This is a genomic window from Streptomyces sp. NBC_00459 (genome assembly GCF_036013955.1).
Classification (GTDB): Bacteria; Actinomycetota; Actinomycetes; order Streptomycetales; family Streptomycetaceae; genus Streptomyces.
Genome location: NZ_CP107903.1, coordinates 6569491 through 6584652, shown reverse-complemented (window position 1 = coordinate 6584652; position 15162 = coordinate 6569491). Strand labels below are relative to the sequence as shown.

The following is a 15162-nucleotide window of genomic DNA, read 5'->3' as shown; positions in this document are numbered from 1 at the left end:
AGCTTATCGGCCCGCGCTGACATCCTCGTCCGGTACTTCGAACGCGGCAGGCTCGTCCAGGAGCAGCCGCTCCAGCGCGGCCCGGTCCGGGAGATCGTCCGGCCGGACGATCTCGCCACTGCGTACGTACAGGAAGGCGGCGCCGACTGCCTCCGGGGGAACACCCTGCTGCTCGGCCCAGGCCAGACGGTAGACGGCGAGCTGGAGGGGGTCTGCGGTGTGGGCGCGGTGGGTCTTCCAGTCGATGATCTCGTATGTCGCTTCCGCGCCGTCGCCTTCCTTGTAGACGGCGTCGATCCGGCCCCTTACGACACGGCCGGCGATGTCGAGCTGGAAGGGGGTCTCGACCCGGTAGGGCGTGCGGTGTGCGTACGCGGTGTCCTCGAAGGCGTCCTTGAGGGTCTGCAGGTCGCGTTCGTCGGCGATCTCGGCGTCGCTGCCGGGGAGTTCCTCGGGTTCCAGCAGGGGGAGCCGCAGCTCCTCGAAGCGGGCCTCGACCCAGGCGTGGAAGCGGGTTCCCCGGCGGGCAGCGGGCTGCGGTGGGCGTGGCATGGGGCGCGCGAGTTCCTGCGCTAGGGCGTCCGGGTCGGCGGCCAGGAGCATCAGCTGGGTGGCGGTCAGTGTGGGAGGCAGGGTGACGTCGGTGACGCTCTCCCGCGCGCGCAGCAGTTCCCCGGTGAGCGCGTCGAGGTCGCGGTCCCAGGAGGCGACGGCGCGAGCTTCCTCCGGTGTGAGATCCGCTTCGGCGGGATGTCTGCGGGCGTGGGGCACGACGGGCGGGCGATCGTGTCCGGTGTGCGTCGCCCGCGCAGGCGCGGGCGGTGGGGTCTGTGCGGGCGCTTCGGGACGGTCCGTGCTCCAGGCGTCCCAGTCGCCGTCGTCCTCGGCGGGGGAAGCGGCGTCTTCGTCGAGGGGGCCGTCGTCGAAGGATCCGTCGTCCCCGTACGGAGGCTCGTCGTCCGGCGGCGGGGGCCAGTCCGGGTCGTCGTACGCGTCGGGTTCGTGTGCGGTCGAGGGATGACCGTCCTCGTGGGAGGCGAGGGTCTCCAGGTGGGCGAGGACCGTCTCGGCGGCGGCCCGCCGGCGGCGGAACGCGGCGTCGTCCAGGGGCAGGGGCCAGAGTTGGTCGGCGGTCGTCGCGTGCAGGGCTGGATTCTCCTCGTCCTCCTCCGGTTCGTCCGCCCAGACCTCGATCTCGCCGTGTCCGGCTGTGCAGTGGTCGTGGAGGGCCCGCAGGAAGTCGGAGGGGCCGCGAGGCTTCTTCTGGGAGGGCCCCCACCAGTGGCCTGAGCCGAGCAGGAGGGAGCGTGGGCGGGTGAAGGTGACGTAGCCGAGGCGGAGTTCCTCGGTGTGCTGGTGGTCCTTCATCGCCTCCTGGAAGGCCTTCATGCCCCGGGAGTCCCAGGCCTCGATGTCGGGCAGGGTGGCGGTGTCGCCGCGCAGTTCGTGCGGCAGGACCTTGGCCTGGGAGGTCCATTTCTCGCGGCCCCGGTCGCTGGGAAAAGTGCCGGTGACCAGGCCGGGGACGGCCACGACGTCCCACTCCAGGCCCTTGGACTTGTGGGCGGTGAGCACCTTGACGGTGTTCTCGCCGCCGGGCAGGGCGTTGTCGAGGCCCTTCTCGTACTGCGCGGCCGTGCGCAGGAAGCCGAGGAAGGCCAGCAGGCTCGCCTCGCTCTCGTGGGCGGCGAACGAGGCGGCGATGTCCAGGAAGTTGGAAAGGGTCTCGCGGCGACGGGCGGCCAGGGCATGCGGGGACGCCGACAGCTCCACCTCCAGGCCGGTGACGGCGAGCACGCGGTGCAGTACGTCCATCAGCGGGTCGGCGAGTGAGCGGCGCAGGTCGCGCAGCTCGGTGGCGAGCCGGGCGAAGCGCACGCGCGCGTCCGGCGAGAAGGGCAGCCCGTCGTCGTCGCCCTGGCCTCTCAGGGGTGTCTCCAGGAAGGTGTCGAGGGCGTCCGCCAGCGATATCACCTCGGCGGGATCGACCCCCTCCACGGCCTCGGCGAGCCGACGGTCCGGGTCGTCGGCGTCGCCCACGCGCGCGTGGGACACGAGAAGACGGGCCCGGCGGCCCAGGAGGGCGAGGTCGCGCGGGCCGATGCGCCAGCGGGGGCCGGTCAGCAGCCGGACCAGGGAGGCGTTGGCCCCCGGGTCCTGGAGCACCTCGCAGACGGACACCAGATCGGCGACCTCGGGCAGGTGCAGCAGCCCGGAGAGCCCGACCACCTCGACGGGGATGTCCCGGGCGACCAGCGCTCCCTGGATCTCGGCGAAGTCGGTGGCGGTGCGACACAGGACGGCGATCTCACCGGGTGCCTTGCCGGTGCGTACGAGGTGGGCGATGGAGTCGGCCAGCCAGTCGATCTCCTCGGCGTGGGTGTGCAGCAGCGCGCAGCGCACCTGGCCGTCGCGTTCGGCGCCGGGTGCGGGGCGGAGTGCCTCCACGCCCGCGTGCATGGCGCGCAGGGGCTCCGCGAGGCCGTTGGCGAGATCGAGGAGGCGTCCTCCACTGCGACGGTTCTCGCTGAGCGACTGACGGGCCGCCGAGCTGCCGTCGGCGTGGGCGAAGTGCTCGGGGAAGTCGTCGAGGTTGGCGACGGAGGCGCCGCGCCAGCCGTAGATCGCCTGGCAGGGGTCGCCGACCGCGGTCACCGGATGACCGGTGCCGTCGCCGAACAGGCCTGCCAGGAGGACTCGTTGGGCCACGGAGGTGTCCTGGTACTCGTCGAGGAGCACCACCCGGAACTCGTCGCGCAGGACGCGGCCCACTTCGGGGATCCGGGCGAGCGCGGCGGAGAGGGCGATCTGGTCGCCGAAGTCGAGGAGGTCGCGCTCTCCCTTGGCAGCCCGGTAACGGGTCACCAGCTCGACGAGTTCGCGGCGGGCCGCGGCCGTCTCGGGGACCTTTCGCAGGTCCGCGTTGGTGAGTTTGGCGCCCTCCAGGGCGCGCAGCAGTTCGCCGTCGTACGCGCGCAGTTCCTCGGGACGGACGAGGTGTTCGGCGAGTTCGGCGTCGAGGGTCAGGAGGTCGCTGACGAGGTCCGGGAAGGAGCGCGTCAGCGCGGGGTAGGGGCCCGGGGCTTCACGCAGGACGCGCGCGGCGAGCTGGTAGCGGGTCGCGTCGGCCAGGAGGCGGGCGGTGGGTTCGAGGCCGATGCGCAGGCCGTGGTCCTTCAGAAGGCGGCCGGCGAAGGCGTGATAGGTGGAGATGGCCGGTTCGCCGGGCGGGTTGTCGGGGTCGATGACGTCCGGGTCGGTGACGCCCGCCCTGACGAGCGCCTTGCGGACGCGTTCGGCCAGTTCACCGGCGGCCTTGTTGGTGAAGGTGAGGCCGAGCACCTGTTCTGGGGCGACCTGGCCGGTGCCGACGAGCCACACCACGCGTGCCGCCATCACCGTCGTCTTGCCGGATCCGGCTCCGGCCACGATCACCTGCGGGGCGGGCGGCGCGATGATGCAGGCCGTCTGCTCCGGGGTGAACGGGATACCGAGGAGCTCCTTGAGCTGCTCGGGGTCGCTGATACTGGCTGGCACGTCAGAGAGGCTAGCGGCGGCCACTGACAGTCGAGGCCAGGTTCGCCCTCCGGATCAGCGGAAGCGCAGGTCGGCACAGGTGGTGCCGTACATCACGCCCGTACGGACGCCCCCTTCCCAGGGGCAGGGCCGGTGTCACTCGACGACGTGTCGGCCTTCCGGGCGGGCGCTGCACGACGCCCGGAAGGAGCAGTGCGCGCAGTGCTGGCCGGTGGTCGGGGTGAACCGTTCGTCGAGCACCTTGCCCGCGGCGGTGGCCAGCAGGTCACCGACCCACTCCCCCTCCGCCCCTTCCTCCAGGGGAGTCTGTGCCTGCACCTTGGGCAGCGTCTCGCCGCCGTCCCTCTTCGCCGCGCCCTGGCGCAACTGGACGAGTTCCGCGCCGCCCGGTTCGGGGCGCACACCGTCGAAGGCATCGTCCACGGCACCTTCACGGACGGCGAGCTGGTAGACGGCGAGCTGGGGATGGCGGGCCACCTCGGCGGCGGTGGGCGTCTGTTTGCCGGTCTTGAAGTCGACCACGTAGGCCCGGCCCTCGCCGTCGGTCTCGACGCGGTCCATGGAACCGCGGATCCGCACTTCGTAGTCGCCTGCCCCGAGGGTCACGTCGAAGTCGTGCTCGCTGGCGACGGGGGTGCGGCCGGTGCGACTGGAGTCGACGTGCCACGTCAGGAAGCGTTCGAGCGCCACGCGCGCGTGCTCCTTCTCCTGCGTCGACTTCCAGGGCGCGTCGAAGGCGAGCGCGTTCCACACGGAGTCGAGGCGTTCCATGAGGACGGCGAGGTCTGCGGGAGTGTGTCCGGAGGCGACCTCGTCGGCGAGAACGTGCACCACGTTGCCGAAGCCCTGGGCTGCGGTCGCGGGGGCGTCGGCCTTCACCTCGCGGCCCAGGAACCACTGCAGGGCGCAGGTGTTGGCGAGTTGGTCCAGGGCGCTGCCGGAGAGCACGACGGGCTGGTCGCGGTCGCGCAGGGGGACCTTGCTCTCGGTCGGCTCGTACATGCCCCACCACCGGTAGGGGTGGGCCGACGGCACGAGTGGACGGCCCTCCTCGTCGGTGAGCGCGGCGAGCCGGGCCAGACGGCGGGCGGCGGCCTCCCTGAGGGAGGCGGACACGCGCGGGTCGACCGTTGTGGCGCGCAGTTCGGCGACGAGGGCGGCGACAGAGAGGGGGCGGCGCGGGCGGCCCGTCACGTCCTTGGGTTCGACGCCGAGTTCGGTGACGAAGCGGGAGGGCTGGTCGCCGTCGTCGGCGGGAGCCTTCACCGCGGTGACGACCAGGCGTTCACGCGCGCGCGTGGCGGCCACGTAGAACAGTCTGCGCTCCTCGGCGAGCAGCGCTCCCGGGGTGAGCGGTTCGGCGAGGCCGTCACGGCCGATGCGGTCGGCCTCCAGGAGGGAGCCCCGGCGGCGCAGGTCGGGCCACAGACCCTCCTGGACGCCTGCGACGACCACGAGGCGCCATTGGAGACCCTTGGAGCGGTGCGCGGTCATCAGGCGTACGGCGTCGGGGCGCACGGCTCGGCGGGTGAGGGTGTCGGCGGCGATGTCCTCGGCGTCGATCTCCTCCAGGAAGTTGAGGGCGCCGCGGCCGCCGGTGCGCTCCTCGGCGCGCGCGGCGGTCGCGAACAGCGCGCACACGGCGTCGAGGTCGCGGTCGGCGTTGCGTCCGGCCGCGCCGCCGCGCCGGGCGGCCCGCTCCAGCCGTCCCGGCCAGGGTGTGCCGTTCCACAGGTCCCAGAGGGCCTCCTCGGCCGTGCCGCCGCCCGCGAGGCGCTCCCGTGCCTTCCCGAGCAGCGCGCCGAGGCGCTGGGCACCGCGTGCGTACGTCGGGTCGTGGGCGACCAGGCGTTCGGGTTCGGCCAGCGCGCGGGCCAGGAGTTCGTCCGAGGGCGGCGGTACGGGATTGCCCGCGGCCCGCTCCTCCTCGCGCAGGGCGCGGCCGAGGCGACGCAGATCGGCGGCGTCCATGCCTGCGAGGGGGGACGTGAGGAGGGTGAGGGCGGTTTCGGTGCCGAGCCAGGCGGTGGCCGCCGGCAGGCCGGCGTCGGCGTCTTCGCCCTCGCCGTCCCCTGTCCCTTGGGTGCCCGGCTCCTCGCCCGCTCCCGCCGCAGCGGTCGCCACTGCTCGGAGCGCCGTCAGGAGCGGTGCCACCGCCGGTTCGTGGCGCAGGGGCAGGTCGTCGCCGTCGATGTCCAGGGGGACCCCGGCGGACGTGAGGGCACGCCGGACCGTCGGGATCGTACGGCCGCCGGCGCGCACCAGGACGGCCATCTCGCCCCAGGGGACACCGTCCTCCAGGTGTGCGCGACGGAGGATGTCGGCGATGTTCTCCAGTTCCGTACCGGACGTCGGGTACGTACAGACCTCGACGCGGCCTCCGTCACGGACGGAAGCGAGTCCGCGGTGGGCGCGGACCTTCTCGGCCGGGAGGCGGGTCAGAGGCATGCGCTGGGTGAGGAGGCGGGTGGCGGTCAGCGGAACGGCGGCTGAGCGGCGGGACGTCCTGAGGACCTCGACCGGGGCAGGGCGGCCGTCCGCGCGCGGGAAGGCGTCCGGGAAGTCCAGGATGCCGTTGACGTCCGCGCCGCGGAACGCGTAGATCGACTGGTCGGGGTCGCCGAGGGCGACGAGTGTCCGGCCGCCCCCCGCGAGCGCGTGCAGCAGCCGTACCTGGGCCGGGTCGGTGTCCTGGTACTCGTCCACGTAGACGGCGTCGTAGCGGGCGGCGAGCTGCCCGGCGGTGTCGGGGCGGCTCGCGAGGAGTACCGCGCGGTGCACGAGTTCCGCGTAGTCGAGCACTCCTTGCATGTCGAGCACGTCGAGGTACTCGGCGAGAAAGGCGGCGGCCGCACGCCAGTCGGGGCGGCCGATGCGCCGGGCGAAGGCGTCCAGGGCGTCCGGGCCGAGGCCCAGTTCGCGACTGCGGGCGAGAACCGCGCGGACCTCGTCGGCGAAGCCCCGGGTGGTGAGGCAGGCGCGCAGTTCGTCCGGCCAGCGCACATGGGCGAGGCCGAGCCGCTCCAGGTCGGGCTGACCGGCGAGCAGTCCGCGTACGGCGACGTCCTGTTCGGGGCCGGAGAGCAGCCGCAGGGGTTCCGCGAACAGGTCGCTGTCCTGGTGGGCGCGGACCAGGGCGTAGCAGAAGGAGTGGAAGGTGGTCGCGCGGGGAGCGCGGGCGGCTCCGATGCGCAGGGCCATGCGGTCGCGCAGTTCGACGGCCGCCTTGCGGCTGAACGTCAGCACGAGGATCCGCTCGGGGTCCCCGCCCCGGGCGATCCGGGCCGCCACGGACTCGACGAGAGTGGTGGTTTTCCCGGTACCCGGACCCGCGAGGACGAGCAGTGGGCCCCGCGTGTGATCAACCACCGCACGCTGTGCGGCGTCCAGACGAGGGGGATCCTGCCGCGAGGGCGGAGTACGCACCAGTCGGTAAGCGCCACGGTTCCCCTGTCGACCCTGGGGGTGCGACAGGCGCCTGGTGGAGGAAGAGGAGCTCACGTGGTTCGCCGGTCCTGGTGGGTGTGCTGGTTGGCTGACCGCGTGGAGGACGGTGGCCGGGAGGTGAGGGGGGTGGGTGCAGCCGACGGTACGCCGACGGGCGGTTCGGAAGCAGGGCTTCCGCTTGTTCCCTCCCGCCCCGAGCGTCACCCGGGCCCCTCGTCCCACGAACGTACGCCATGGCACGGACGTGCCCGCTTTACCCCGTACGGGCCACAGGTCCCCCTGATGTCCGCCCGATGGCGGAAGCTGTCAGGTGTGACCCTCCGTCCGCTCGCCGCCGTCCCACCGCGCCCGTCTCATGTCGAGGCGCGGCAGATGTCCCTCGGTGGCCCTGCTCGCCTCCTTCAGGGGCGTGCCCTCGGCGCGATAGTGGTCGAGGGCCTCAAGTTCGTGACCCGGGAGCAGGACGCCGTCCGCGCGGACGACCCGCCACCACGGAACAGCCCCTCCGTAGAGGGCCATCACACGCCCGACCTGGCGCGGTCCGCCCTCCTCCAGCCACTCGGCCACATCCCCGTACGTCATGACACGCCCGGGCGGGATCAGTTCGGCGGCCTCCAGGGCCCGCTCGGCGTACTCCGGCAGGGCGTCCGCCGGACGGCTCTCGTCGCTCATCCGACCCATCCTGCCCCACCCCACCGACAGTGTGACGAGACGGCGACCGTGGGTATCCCTCGCCCCGGAGCGGCGCTTGCGGCAGACTGTGCGCCCCCGCATTGCACCCTGATGCCCCTGTGTGTCAGTGGGGCATGCCACCATCGTGCGGGCGGTGACCGGTGATACGAGACCAAGAAGAGACCATGAAGCAGCAGGGCGTGCACCCCGAAGGCACGGAGGACACCTCTGAGGTCTCGTCGCGTCCCGGTGCGGACGACACCGGCCACGAGCACGAGCGGACACCGGCAGAATCGGCCGCCGACTGCGCCGACGACGAGGCGCACGCGGAGGAGGTCGAGGGCGACGAACCACTGCTCCCCGCGCGCGTGCACCGCCCCTCCGATCTCATGCGGCTCCTGGCGGGCGTCTTCGCGATCGTCGTCCTGCTCGCGATCGCCGCGTTCGCGCACGGCACCACCTCAGGACTCGAACAGGACATCAACAAGGGCACCGGCCAGGCTCCCGACCTGCTGATCAAGATCGCGGGGCTGGCATCGAGCATCGCCATCCTCCTGGTGCCGGTCGCCTTCGCGATCGAGCGGCTGATCAAGCGGGACGGGCTGCGCATCGCCGACGGTGTGCTCGCGGCGGTCCTCGCGCACGGGGTGACCCTCGCCACCGACCTGTGGGTCGCCAAGGCCGCCCCGGACTCCATCCAGGAGGCGCTGACCCAGCCCTCCCCCGGCGACATCCACGCGCTCACCGACCCGGTGCACGGCTATCTCGCCCCGGTCATCGCGTACATGACGGCTGTCGGCATGTCCCGTCGGCCGCGCTGGCGCGCCGTGCTGTGGGTGGTGCTGATGCTCGACGCCTTCTCGATGCTGGTCACCGGCTACACGACACCGTTCTCGATCATCCTGACGGTGCTGATCGGCTGGTCGGTCGCGTACGGAACCCTCTACGCGGTCGGCTCGCCGAACGTGCGTCCCACCGGACGCAACCTGATGGCGGGCCTGCGGCACGTCGGTTTCCGCCCGGTGAGCGCGGCCCGTGAGGAGGTGCCGGAGGCCACGGACAGCGGTGACCGCGGTCGGCGCTACTTCGTCACCCTGGAGGACGGGCCCCCACTGGACGTCACCGTGGTCGACCGCGAGCAGCAGGCGCAGGGCTTCTTCTACCGCATGTGGCGCAACATCACGCTGCGCGGTCTGGCCACCCGCAGCAGCCTCCAGTCGCTGCGCCAGGCACTGGAGCAGGAGGCTCTCCTCGCGTACGCGGCGATCGCCGCCGGGGCCAACGCCCCCAAGCTGATCGCGACCTCGGAGCTCGGCCCCGATGCCGTGATGCTCGTCTACGAGCACACCGGAGGCCGCACGCTCGACTCGCTGGAGGACGAGGAGATCACCGACGACCTGCTGCGCAGCACCTGGCATCAGGTGAAGGCGCTGCAGTCGCGGCGCATCGCGCATCGCAGGCTCGTCGCCGACGCCATTCTGGTGGATCGTTCCGGCAAGGTGATCCTCACCGACCTCCGGGTCGGCGAGATCGCGGCCGGCGATCTCCTGCTGCGCATGGACATCGCCCAGCTGGTGTCGACACTGGGCCTGCGCGTGGGTGCCGAACGCGCGGTGACGTCAGCGGTGGGAGTGCTCGGCCCGGACGCGGTGGCGGACTGTCTGCCGATGCTCCAGCCCATCGCACTGTCGCGCTCCACACGGGGGACGCTGCGCAAACTCGCCCGCGAGCGCGCCCAGCGTCAACGCGAGGCGGTCCTGGAGGCGTCCCAGCTGGCCAAGCAGGCCCGGCTGGAGGCGGCCCACCCCGACCCCGGGCCGGTCGTCCTGGAGAAGTCCGGCAAAAAGGCCGTGCGGGCCGAACAGCGGGCCGAGAAGCGAGCCATCGACGAGGCTCTGGAGGGTGCCCGCGAGGAGGATCTGCTCGCCCAGATCCGCCACCAGGTGCTGCTGATCAGACCGCAGGCACCGGTCGAACCGGCCCGGCTGGAACGGGTGAGACCGCGCACCCTGATCAGTTTCATCGCGGGCGCGTTCGGCGCGTACTTCCTGCTCTCCCAGCTCACCCACATCGAGTTCGCCACCCTGTTCGACGAGGCGGAGTGGGGCTGGGTCATCGCGGCCGTGCTGTTCTCGGCGCTGAGCTACTTCGCCGCGGCGATGAGTCTGCTCGGTTTCGTCCCGGAGCGGGTGCCGTTCATGCGGACCGTGGCCGCGCAGGTCGCCGGGTCGTTCGTGAAGATCGTGGCGCCCGCGGCGGTCGGCGGTGTGGCCCTCAACACACGTTTCCTGCAACGCGCGGGCGTACGGCCGGGGCTCGCGGTGGCCAGTGTCGGCGCGTCGCAGCTGTTCGGGCTCGGCTGCCACATCCTGATGCTGCTGTCGTTCGGCTATCTGACAGGCACCGAGAAGACACCGTCGCTGTCACCGTCCCGGACGGTCATCGCGGGCCTGCTGACCGTCGCGGTGCTCGTCCTCGTGGTGACCTCGGTGCCGTTCCTGCGGAAGTTCGTCGTCACGCGCGTGAGGTCGCTGTTCGCCGGTGTCGTACCGCGCATGCTGGACGTTCTTCAGCGGCCCCAGAAGCTGGTCACCGGTATCGGCGGCATGCTGCTGCTGACCGCGTGCTTCGTGATGTGCCTGGACGCGTCGATCCGGGCGTTCGGCGACGAGTCGACCTCGCTCAGCCTCGCCAGCGTCGCCGTCGTCTTCCTCGCCGGCAACGCACTGGGCTCCGCGGCACCGACCCCCGGCGGTGTGGGCGCGGTCGAGGCGACCCTGACGGTCGGTCTGATCGCCGTAGGCCTCCCCAAGGAGGTCGCCGCCCCCGCCGTGCTGCTCTACCGGCTGCTCACCCTCTGGATCCCGGTGCTGCCGGGCTGGCTGTTCTTCAACCACCTGACCCGGAAGGGCTCCCTCTGAGGGATGCGGCCTCACGCCGCTGCTCCCCGGGGCATGCGCGGTACCTCGTACGGCTCGCGCCCCGAGCGCCCCGCCGGGTACGACCGCAGGATGGGGACATGCCCACCCCCTTCCGGCCGCGTGCCACTGCTCTGACGGCCACCGCCCTCCTGCTGACGTCCCTGCTGGCGGGGTGCAGCGGCGATGCCGCCTCCACGGAAGCGGATCTGTCGGACCAGACGCTCAGTTGGCAGGACTGTCCCGCGCCGTCCGAGTCGGAGGGCGGCGGCGAGGCACCGTCCCCGCTGCCGGGCGGTGACGCCTGGCAGTGCGCCACCATGAAGGCGCCTCTGGACTGGGCCGAACCGAAGGGCGGGACGATCGGACTCGCGCTGATCCGCGCGAAGACCAGCGGCGGCACGAGCAAGCGCATCGGGTCCCTGATCTTCAACTTCGGCGGGCCCGGGGGCTCGGGAGTCGCCACGCTCCCCGCGTTCGGCACGGACTACACGAGCCTGCGCACGCGCTACGACCTGGTGAGTTTCGACCCGCGCGGAGTCGGCCGCAGCGCCGGTGTCCGGTGCGAGGACGACGAACAGCTCGACGCGTACTTCCAGCAGGACGCGACGCCCGACAACGCCGCCGAACGCTCCGAACTGCTGGACAACACCAGGAAGTTCAACGCGGCCTGCGAGAAGAACTCCAAAGGGATGCTCCCGCATGTGCGCACCACCGACGCGGCCCGCGACCTGGATCTGATGCGCCAGGTCCTCGGCGACGACAAGCTGTACTACTTCGGCATCTCGTACGGCACCGAACTCGGCGGCGTCTACGCACATCTGTTCCCCAAGAAGGTGGGCCGTGCCGTCTTCGACGCGGTCATCGACCCCACCCGGACACCTGAACAGGGCTCGCTCGGGCAGGCCGAGGGCTTCCAGCTCGCACTCGGTAACTTCGCCGAGGACTGCACCTCCAAGACCGAGATCTGCCCGGTCGGCGACACCGCACAGGACGTCGAGGACCGGATCACCAAGCTCCTCAAGGACCTCGACGCCGAGCCGATCCCAGGCATCTTCCCTCGCGAGCTGACCCAGAGCACGGCCGCCAACGGCATCACGCAGGCGCTGTACTCCCAGGACTTCTGGCCCTACCTCACCGAGGGCCTCGACCGGGCGTACGACGGTGACGGCACGGTCCTGATGCTGCTGTCCGACTCGATGAACGGGCGCAACCAGAACGGTGAGTACAGCAACATCACCGCGGCGAACACCGCCATCAACTGCTCCGACCAGAAGCCGCGTTACACCGTCGCGGACGTCGAGGCCAGGCTGCCCGAGTTCCGCGCCGCCTCGCCCCTGTTCGGCGACTTCCTGGCCTGGTCCATGGTGAGCTGCACCGACTGGGCGGTGCGGGGCGCCGCCGACCACCCCGACGTCAGCGCGACCGGATCGGCGCCGATCCTCGTCATCGGTAACACCGGCGACCCGGCCACACCGTACGAGGGCGCACGGAAAATGGTGGGGGCGCTGGGTGAGGGTGTGGGCGTCCAGCTGACGTACAAGGGACAGGGACACGGCGCGTACGACAGCGGGAACCGCTGCGTGCGCACGGCGGTGAACGGCTATCTGCTGAACGGGAAGGTACCGGCTGCAGCGACCGTATGCTCCTAGGAAAACGCAGGTCAGAGCGTTATCCACAGGCTGATACGGCCTCGGGGCGATCCGCCTACTATGGCCGGAACGCCATCCGCCGATCCGAGCGGACGGCTCGCAGGGGGGAAAGTACACATGTCTCGTTTCGTACGCTGGACGGCCGCCACGGCCGCCGTACTGCTGGTGGCCGGCTGCAGCAACGGCACATCCGCGAGCGGTGACGGCAAGGGGTCCGGCGCCGCCACGCCCTCGTCGGCGACGTCCTCGTCCCGGGCCTCGCCGGAGCTGCCCGCCTCGCTGACCTCGCAGAAGCTCGACTGGAGCCGCTGCGAGGGCACGGCGGACTCGCCCACGCCGGGCAGCGACTGGCAGTGCGCGACGCTCAAGGTGCCGCTGGACTACGCGAAGCCGGACGGCGAGACCATCGGCCTGGCGCTCATCCGCGCCAAGGCCACCGGAGGCAACCGCATCGGTTCTCTCCTGTTCAACTTCGGCGGACCGGGCCAGTCGGGCATCTCCGTGATGCCCTCCTACGCCGGCACGGTCTCCGCCCTCCGCGAGCGCTACGACCTGGTGAGCTGGGACCCGCGCGGGGTCGGGGCCAGCGAGGGCGTGCGCTGCCGGAGCGACAAGGAGATCCAGGCCGCCGAGTCGGTGGACCCGTCGCCGGACGACGCGGCCGAGGAGAAGGCCTACTTCCAGGACGCCGCCGACTTCGGGAAGGGCTGCGAGAAGTCCGCCGGAAAGCTCCTCGCGCATGTCTCGACGACCGACTCCGCCCGCGACATGGACCTGATGCGCCAGGTCCTCGGCGACACGAAGACGCACTACTTCGGCATTTCGTACGGCACCGAACTCGGCGGTGTGTACGCCCACTTGTTCCCGAAGAACGTGGGGCGGCTGATCCTCGACGCCGTCGTCGACCCGAGCGCCGACACGGTGGGACACGCGAAGAACCAGGCCCGGGGCTTCCAGCGCGCCCTCGACGACTACCTGAGGTCGACGGGCCAGGACCCGGACCAGGGATCGCGGAAGATCTCGGCGCTGCTGAAGCGGATCGACGCCGCGCCGCTGCCCACGTCCTCAGGGCGGAAGCTGACCCAGGGCCTGGCCGTCACCGGCCTCGTCCTGCCGCTGTACAGCAAGCAGAGCTGGCCGGCGCTCACCAGCGCCCTGGACGCGGCCGAGCAGGGTGACGGATCGGACCTGCTGGCGCTCTCCGACGGCTACAACGACCGCGACGCGTCGGGCCACTACGGCACGACAACGCATGCCCAACGGGTCATATCGTGCTTGGACGACAAGCAGCGGCCGACCGCGGACCAGACCAGAAAGCTGCTGCCCGAATTCCGGAGGATCTCGCCCGTGTTCGGGGAGTTCATGGGCTGGGACACGGCTGGCTGGTGCCACGACTGGCCGGTGGCCGGCCAGTACGACACACCGGAGGTCGGCGCGCCCGGCTCGGCGCCCGTCCTGGTCGTCGGCAACACCGGGGACCCGGCCACGCCCTACGAGGGCGCGCGCAAGATGGCGGACGAGCTGGGCAAGGGCGTCGGCGTGGTGCTGACCTGGAAGGGCGAGGGCCACGGGGCGTACGGCAGTGGGAGCGAGTGCGTCGACTCCGCGGTGAACGCGTATCTGCTGGACGGGACGGTGCCGCAGGACGGCAAGGTCTGTTCATGACGGCGGCGGGGGCCCCGGGCACCGGTGGTGCTCGAGACCCCCGCCGGCCGAACAGGACGAACAGGTTGGTGAACCGTGGGTCAGTAGACCGGCTTGTGCGGCTCGATCTGGTTGACCCAGCCGATCACACCGCCGCCGACGTGGACCGCGTCCGCGAAACCTGCGGACTTCAGGACCGCGAGGACTTCCGCGCTGCGGACACCCGTCTTGCAGTGCAGGACGATCTTCTTGTCCTGCGGGAGGGTCGCCAGGGCGGTGCCCATGAGGAACTCGTTCTTCGGGATCAGCTTGGCGCCGGGGATCGAGACGATCTCGTACTCGTTGATCTCGCGGACGTCGATGATCTCGATGTTCTCGCCGTCGTCGATCCACTCCTTGAGCTGCTTGGGAGTGATCGTCGAGCCGGCCGCCGCCTCCTGGGCCTCCTCGGACACGACACCGCAGAAGGCCTCGTAGTCGATGAGCTCGGTGACGGTCGGGTTCTCGCCGCAGACCGCGCAGTTCGGGTCCTTGCGGACCTTGACCTGGCGGTACTGCATCTCCAGGGCGTCGTAGATCATCAGACGGCCAAGGAGGGGCTCGCCGATGCCCGCGAGGAGCTTGATGGCCTCGTTGACCTGGATGGAACCGATGGACGCGCACAGCACGCCCAGGACGCCGCCCTCGGCGCAGGAGGGAACCATGCCCGGCGGCGGGGGCTCCGGGTACAGGCAGCGGTAGCACGGTCCGTGCTCGGACCAGAAGACGGAGGCCTGGCCGTCGAAACGGTAGATCGAGCCCCACACGTACGGCTTGTTCAGCAGCACGCACGCGTCGTTGACCAGGTAGCGGGTCGCGAAGTTGTCCGTGCCGTCGACGATCAGGTCGTACTGGCTGAAGATCTCCATCACGTTCTCGGCTTCGAGCCGCTCTTCGTGAAGGACCACGTCGACGTACGGGTTGATGCCCAGCACCGAGTCGCGGGCCGACGCGGCCTTGGAGCGGCCGATGTCCGCCTGGCTGTGGATGATCTGGCGCTGCAGGTTCGACTCGTCGACCTCGTCGAACTCCACGATGCCGAGCGTGCCCACGCCCGCCGCGGCCAGGTACATCAGCGCCGGCGAACCCAGGCCGCCGGCGCCCACACAGAGCACCTTGGCGTTCTTCAGCCGCTTCTGCCCGTCCATCCCGACATCGGGGATGATCAGGTGGCGGGAGTACCTGCGGACCTCGTCTACGGTGAGCTCGGCAGCGGGCTCAACCAGGGGTGGCAGCGACACGGGGACTCCGTT

7 protein-coding genes are annotated in these 15162 nt (G+C 71.2%); 3 read left to right on the top strand and 4 right to left on the bottom strand.

What is annotated here, in order from left to right; genetic code table 11:
- Positions 1 to 3: 3 nt before the first annotated feature.
- From OHN74_RS29170 to OHN74_RS29160, 3 genes are all read right to left on the bottom strand, one after another.
- The gene (locus OHN74_RS29170; RefSeq protein WP_327697555.1) at positions 4 to 3537 is read right to left on the bottom strand and encodes an ATP-dependent DNA helicase; all 3534 of its coding nucleotides are present in this window, start codon (positions 3535 to 3537) and stop codon (positions 4 to 6) included.
- Between the two features lie 135 nt (positions 3538 to 3672).
- Entirely contained in the window at positions 3673 to 7038 is a 3366-nt protein-coding gene (locus OHN74_RS29165) for an ATP-dependent helicase (protein ID WP_327697554.1), read from the bottom strand.
- Positions 7039 to 7290: 252 nt separating this feature from the next.
- The gene (locus OHN74_RS29160; protein ID WP_443060467.1) at positions 7291 to 7665 is read right to left on the bottom strand and encodes an MGMT family protein; all 375 of its coding nucleotides are present in this window, start codon (positions 7663 to 7665) and stop codon (positions 7291 to 7293) included.
- A gap of 176 nt (positions 7666 to 7841) precedes the next feature.
- On the opposite strand from OHN74_RS29160, the gene OHN74_RS29155 reads away from it, so the two are divergent.
- The 3 genes from OHN74_RS29155 (at position 7842) to OHN74_RS29145 (ending at position 13891) form a co-directional block, all read left to right on the top strand.
- On the top strand, positions 7842 to 10577 hold the full coding sequence (locus OHN74_RS29155; RefSeq protein WP_327697552.1) for a lysylphosphatidylglycerol synthase transmembrane domain-containing protein: 2736 nt from the start codon (positions 7842 to 7844) through the stop codon (positions 10575 to 10577).
- Positions 10578 to 10675: 98 nt separating this feature from the next.
- On the top strand, positions 10676 to 12226 hold the full coding sequence (locus OHN74_RS29150; RefSeq protein ID WP_327697551.1) for an alpha/beta hydrolase: 1551 nt from the start codon (positions 10676 to 10678) through the stop codon (positions 12224 to 12226).
- Between the two features lie 117 nt (positions 12227 to 12343).
- Positions 12344 to 13891 (top strand): alpha/beta hydrolase, encoded by a 1548-nt coding sequence (locus OHN74_RS29145; RefSeq protein ID WP_327697550.1) that lies wholly within the window; start codon positions 12344 to 12346, stop codon positions 13889 to 13891.
- 80 nt (positions 13892 to 13971) lie between these two features.
- Here OHN74_RS29145 and moeZ read toward each other — a convergent pair whose 3' ends face one another.
- Positions 13972 to 15150: an adenylyltransferase/sulfurtransferase MoeZ gene (gene moeZ, locus OHN74_RS29140; RefSeq protein ID WP_327697549.1), complete on the bottom strand. Its 1179-nt coding sequence runs from the start codon at positions 15148 to 15150 to the stop codon at positions 13972 to 13974.
- Between the last annotated feature and the right edge of the window lie 12 nt (positions 15151 to 15162).

Coding starts and splice junctions, on each gene's coding strand:
- OHN74_RS29155 (WP_327697552.1), top strand. CDS start 7,842: ATGAAGCAGCAGGGCGTGCACCCCGAAGGCACGGAGGACACCTCTGAG.
- OHN74_RS29145 (WP_327697550.1), top strand. CDS start 12,344: ATGTCTCGTTTCGTACGCTGGACGGCCGCCACGGCCGCCGTACTGCTG.
- OHN74_RS29160 (WP_443060467.1), bottom strand. CDS start 7,665: ATGGGTCGGATGAGCGACGAGAGCCGTCCGGCGGACGCCCTGCCGGAG.
- OHN74_RS29150 (WP_327697551.1), top strand. CDS start 10,676: ATGCCCACCCCCTTCCGGCCGCGTGCCACTGCTCTGACGGCCACCGCC.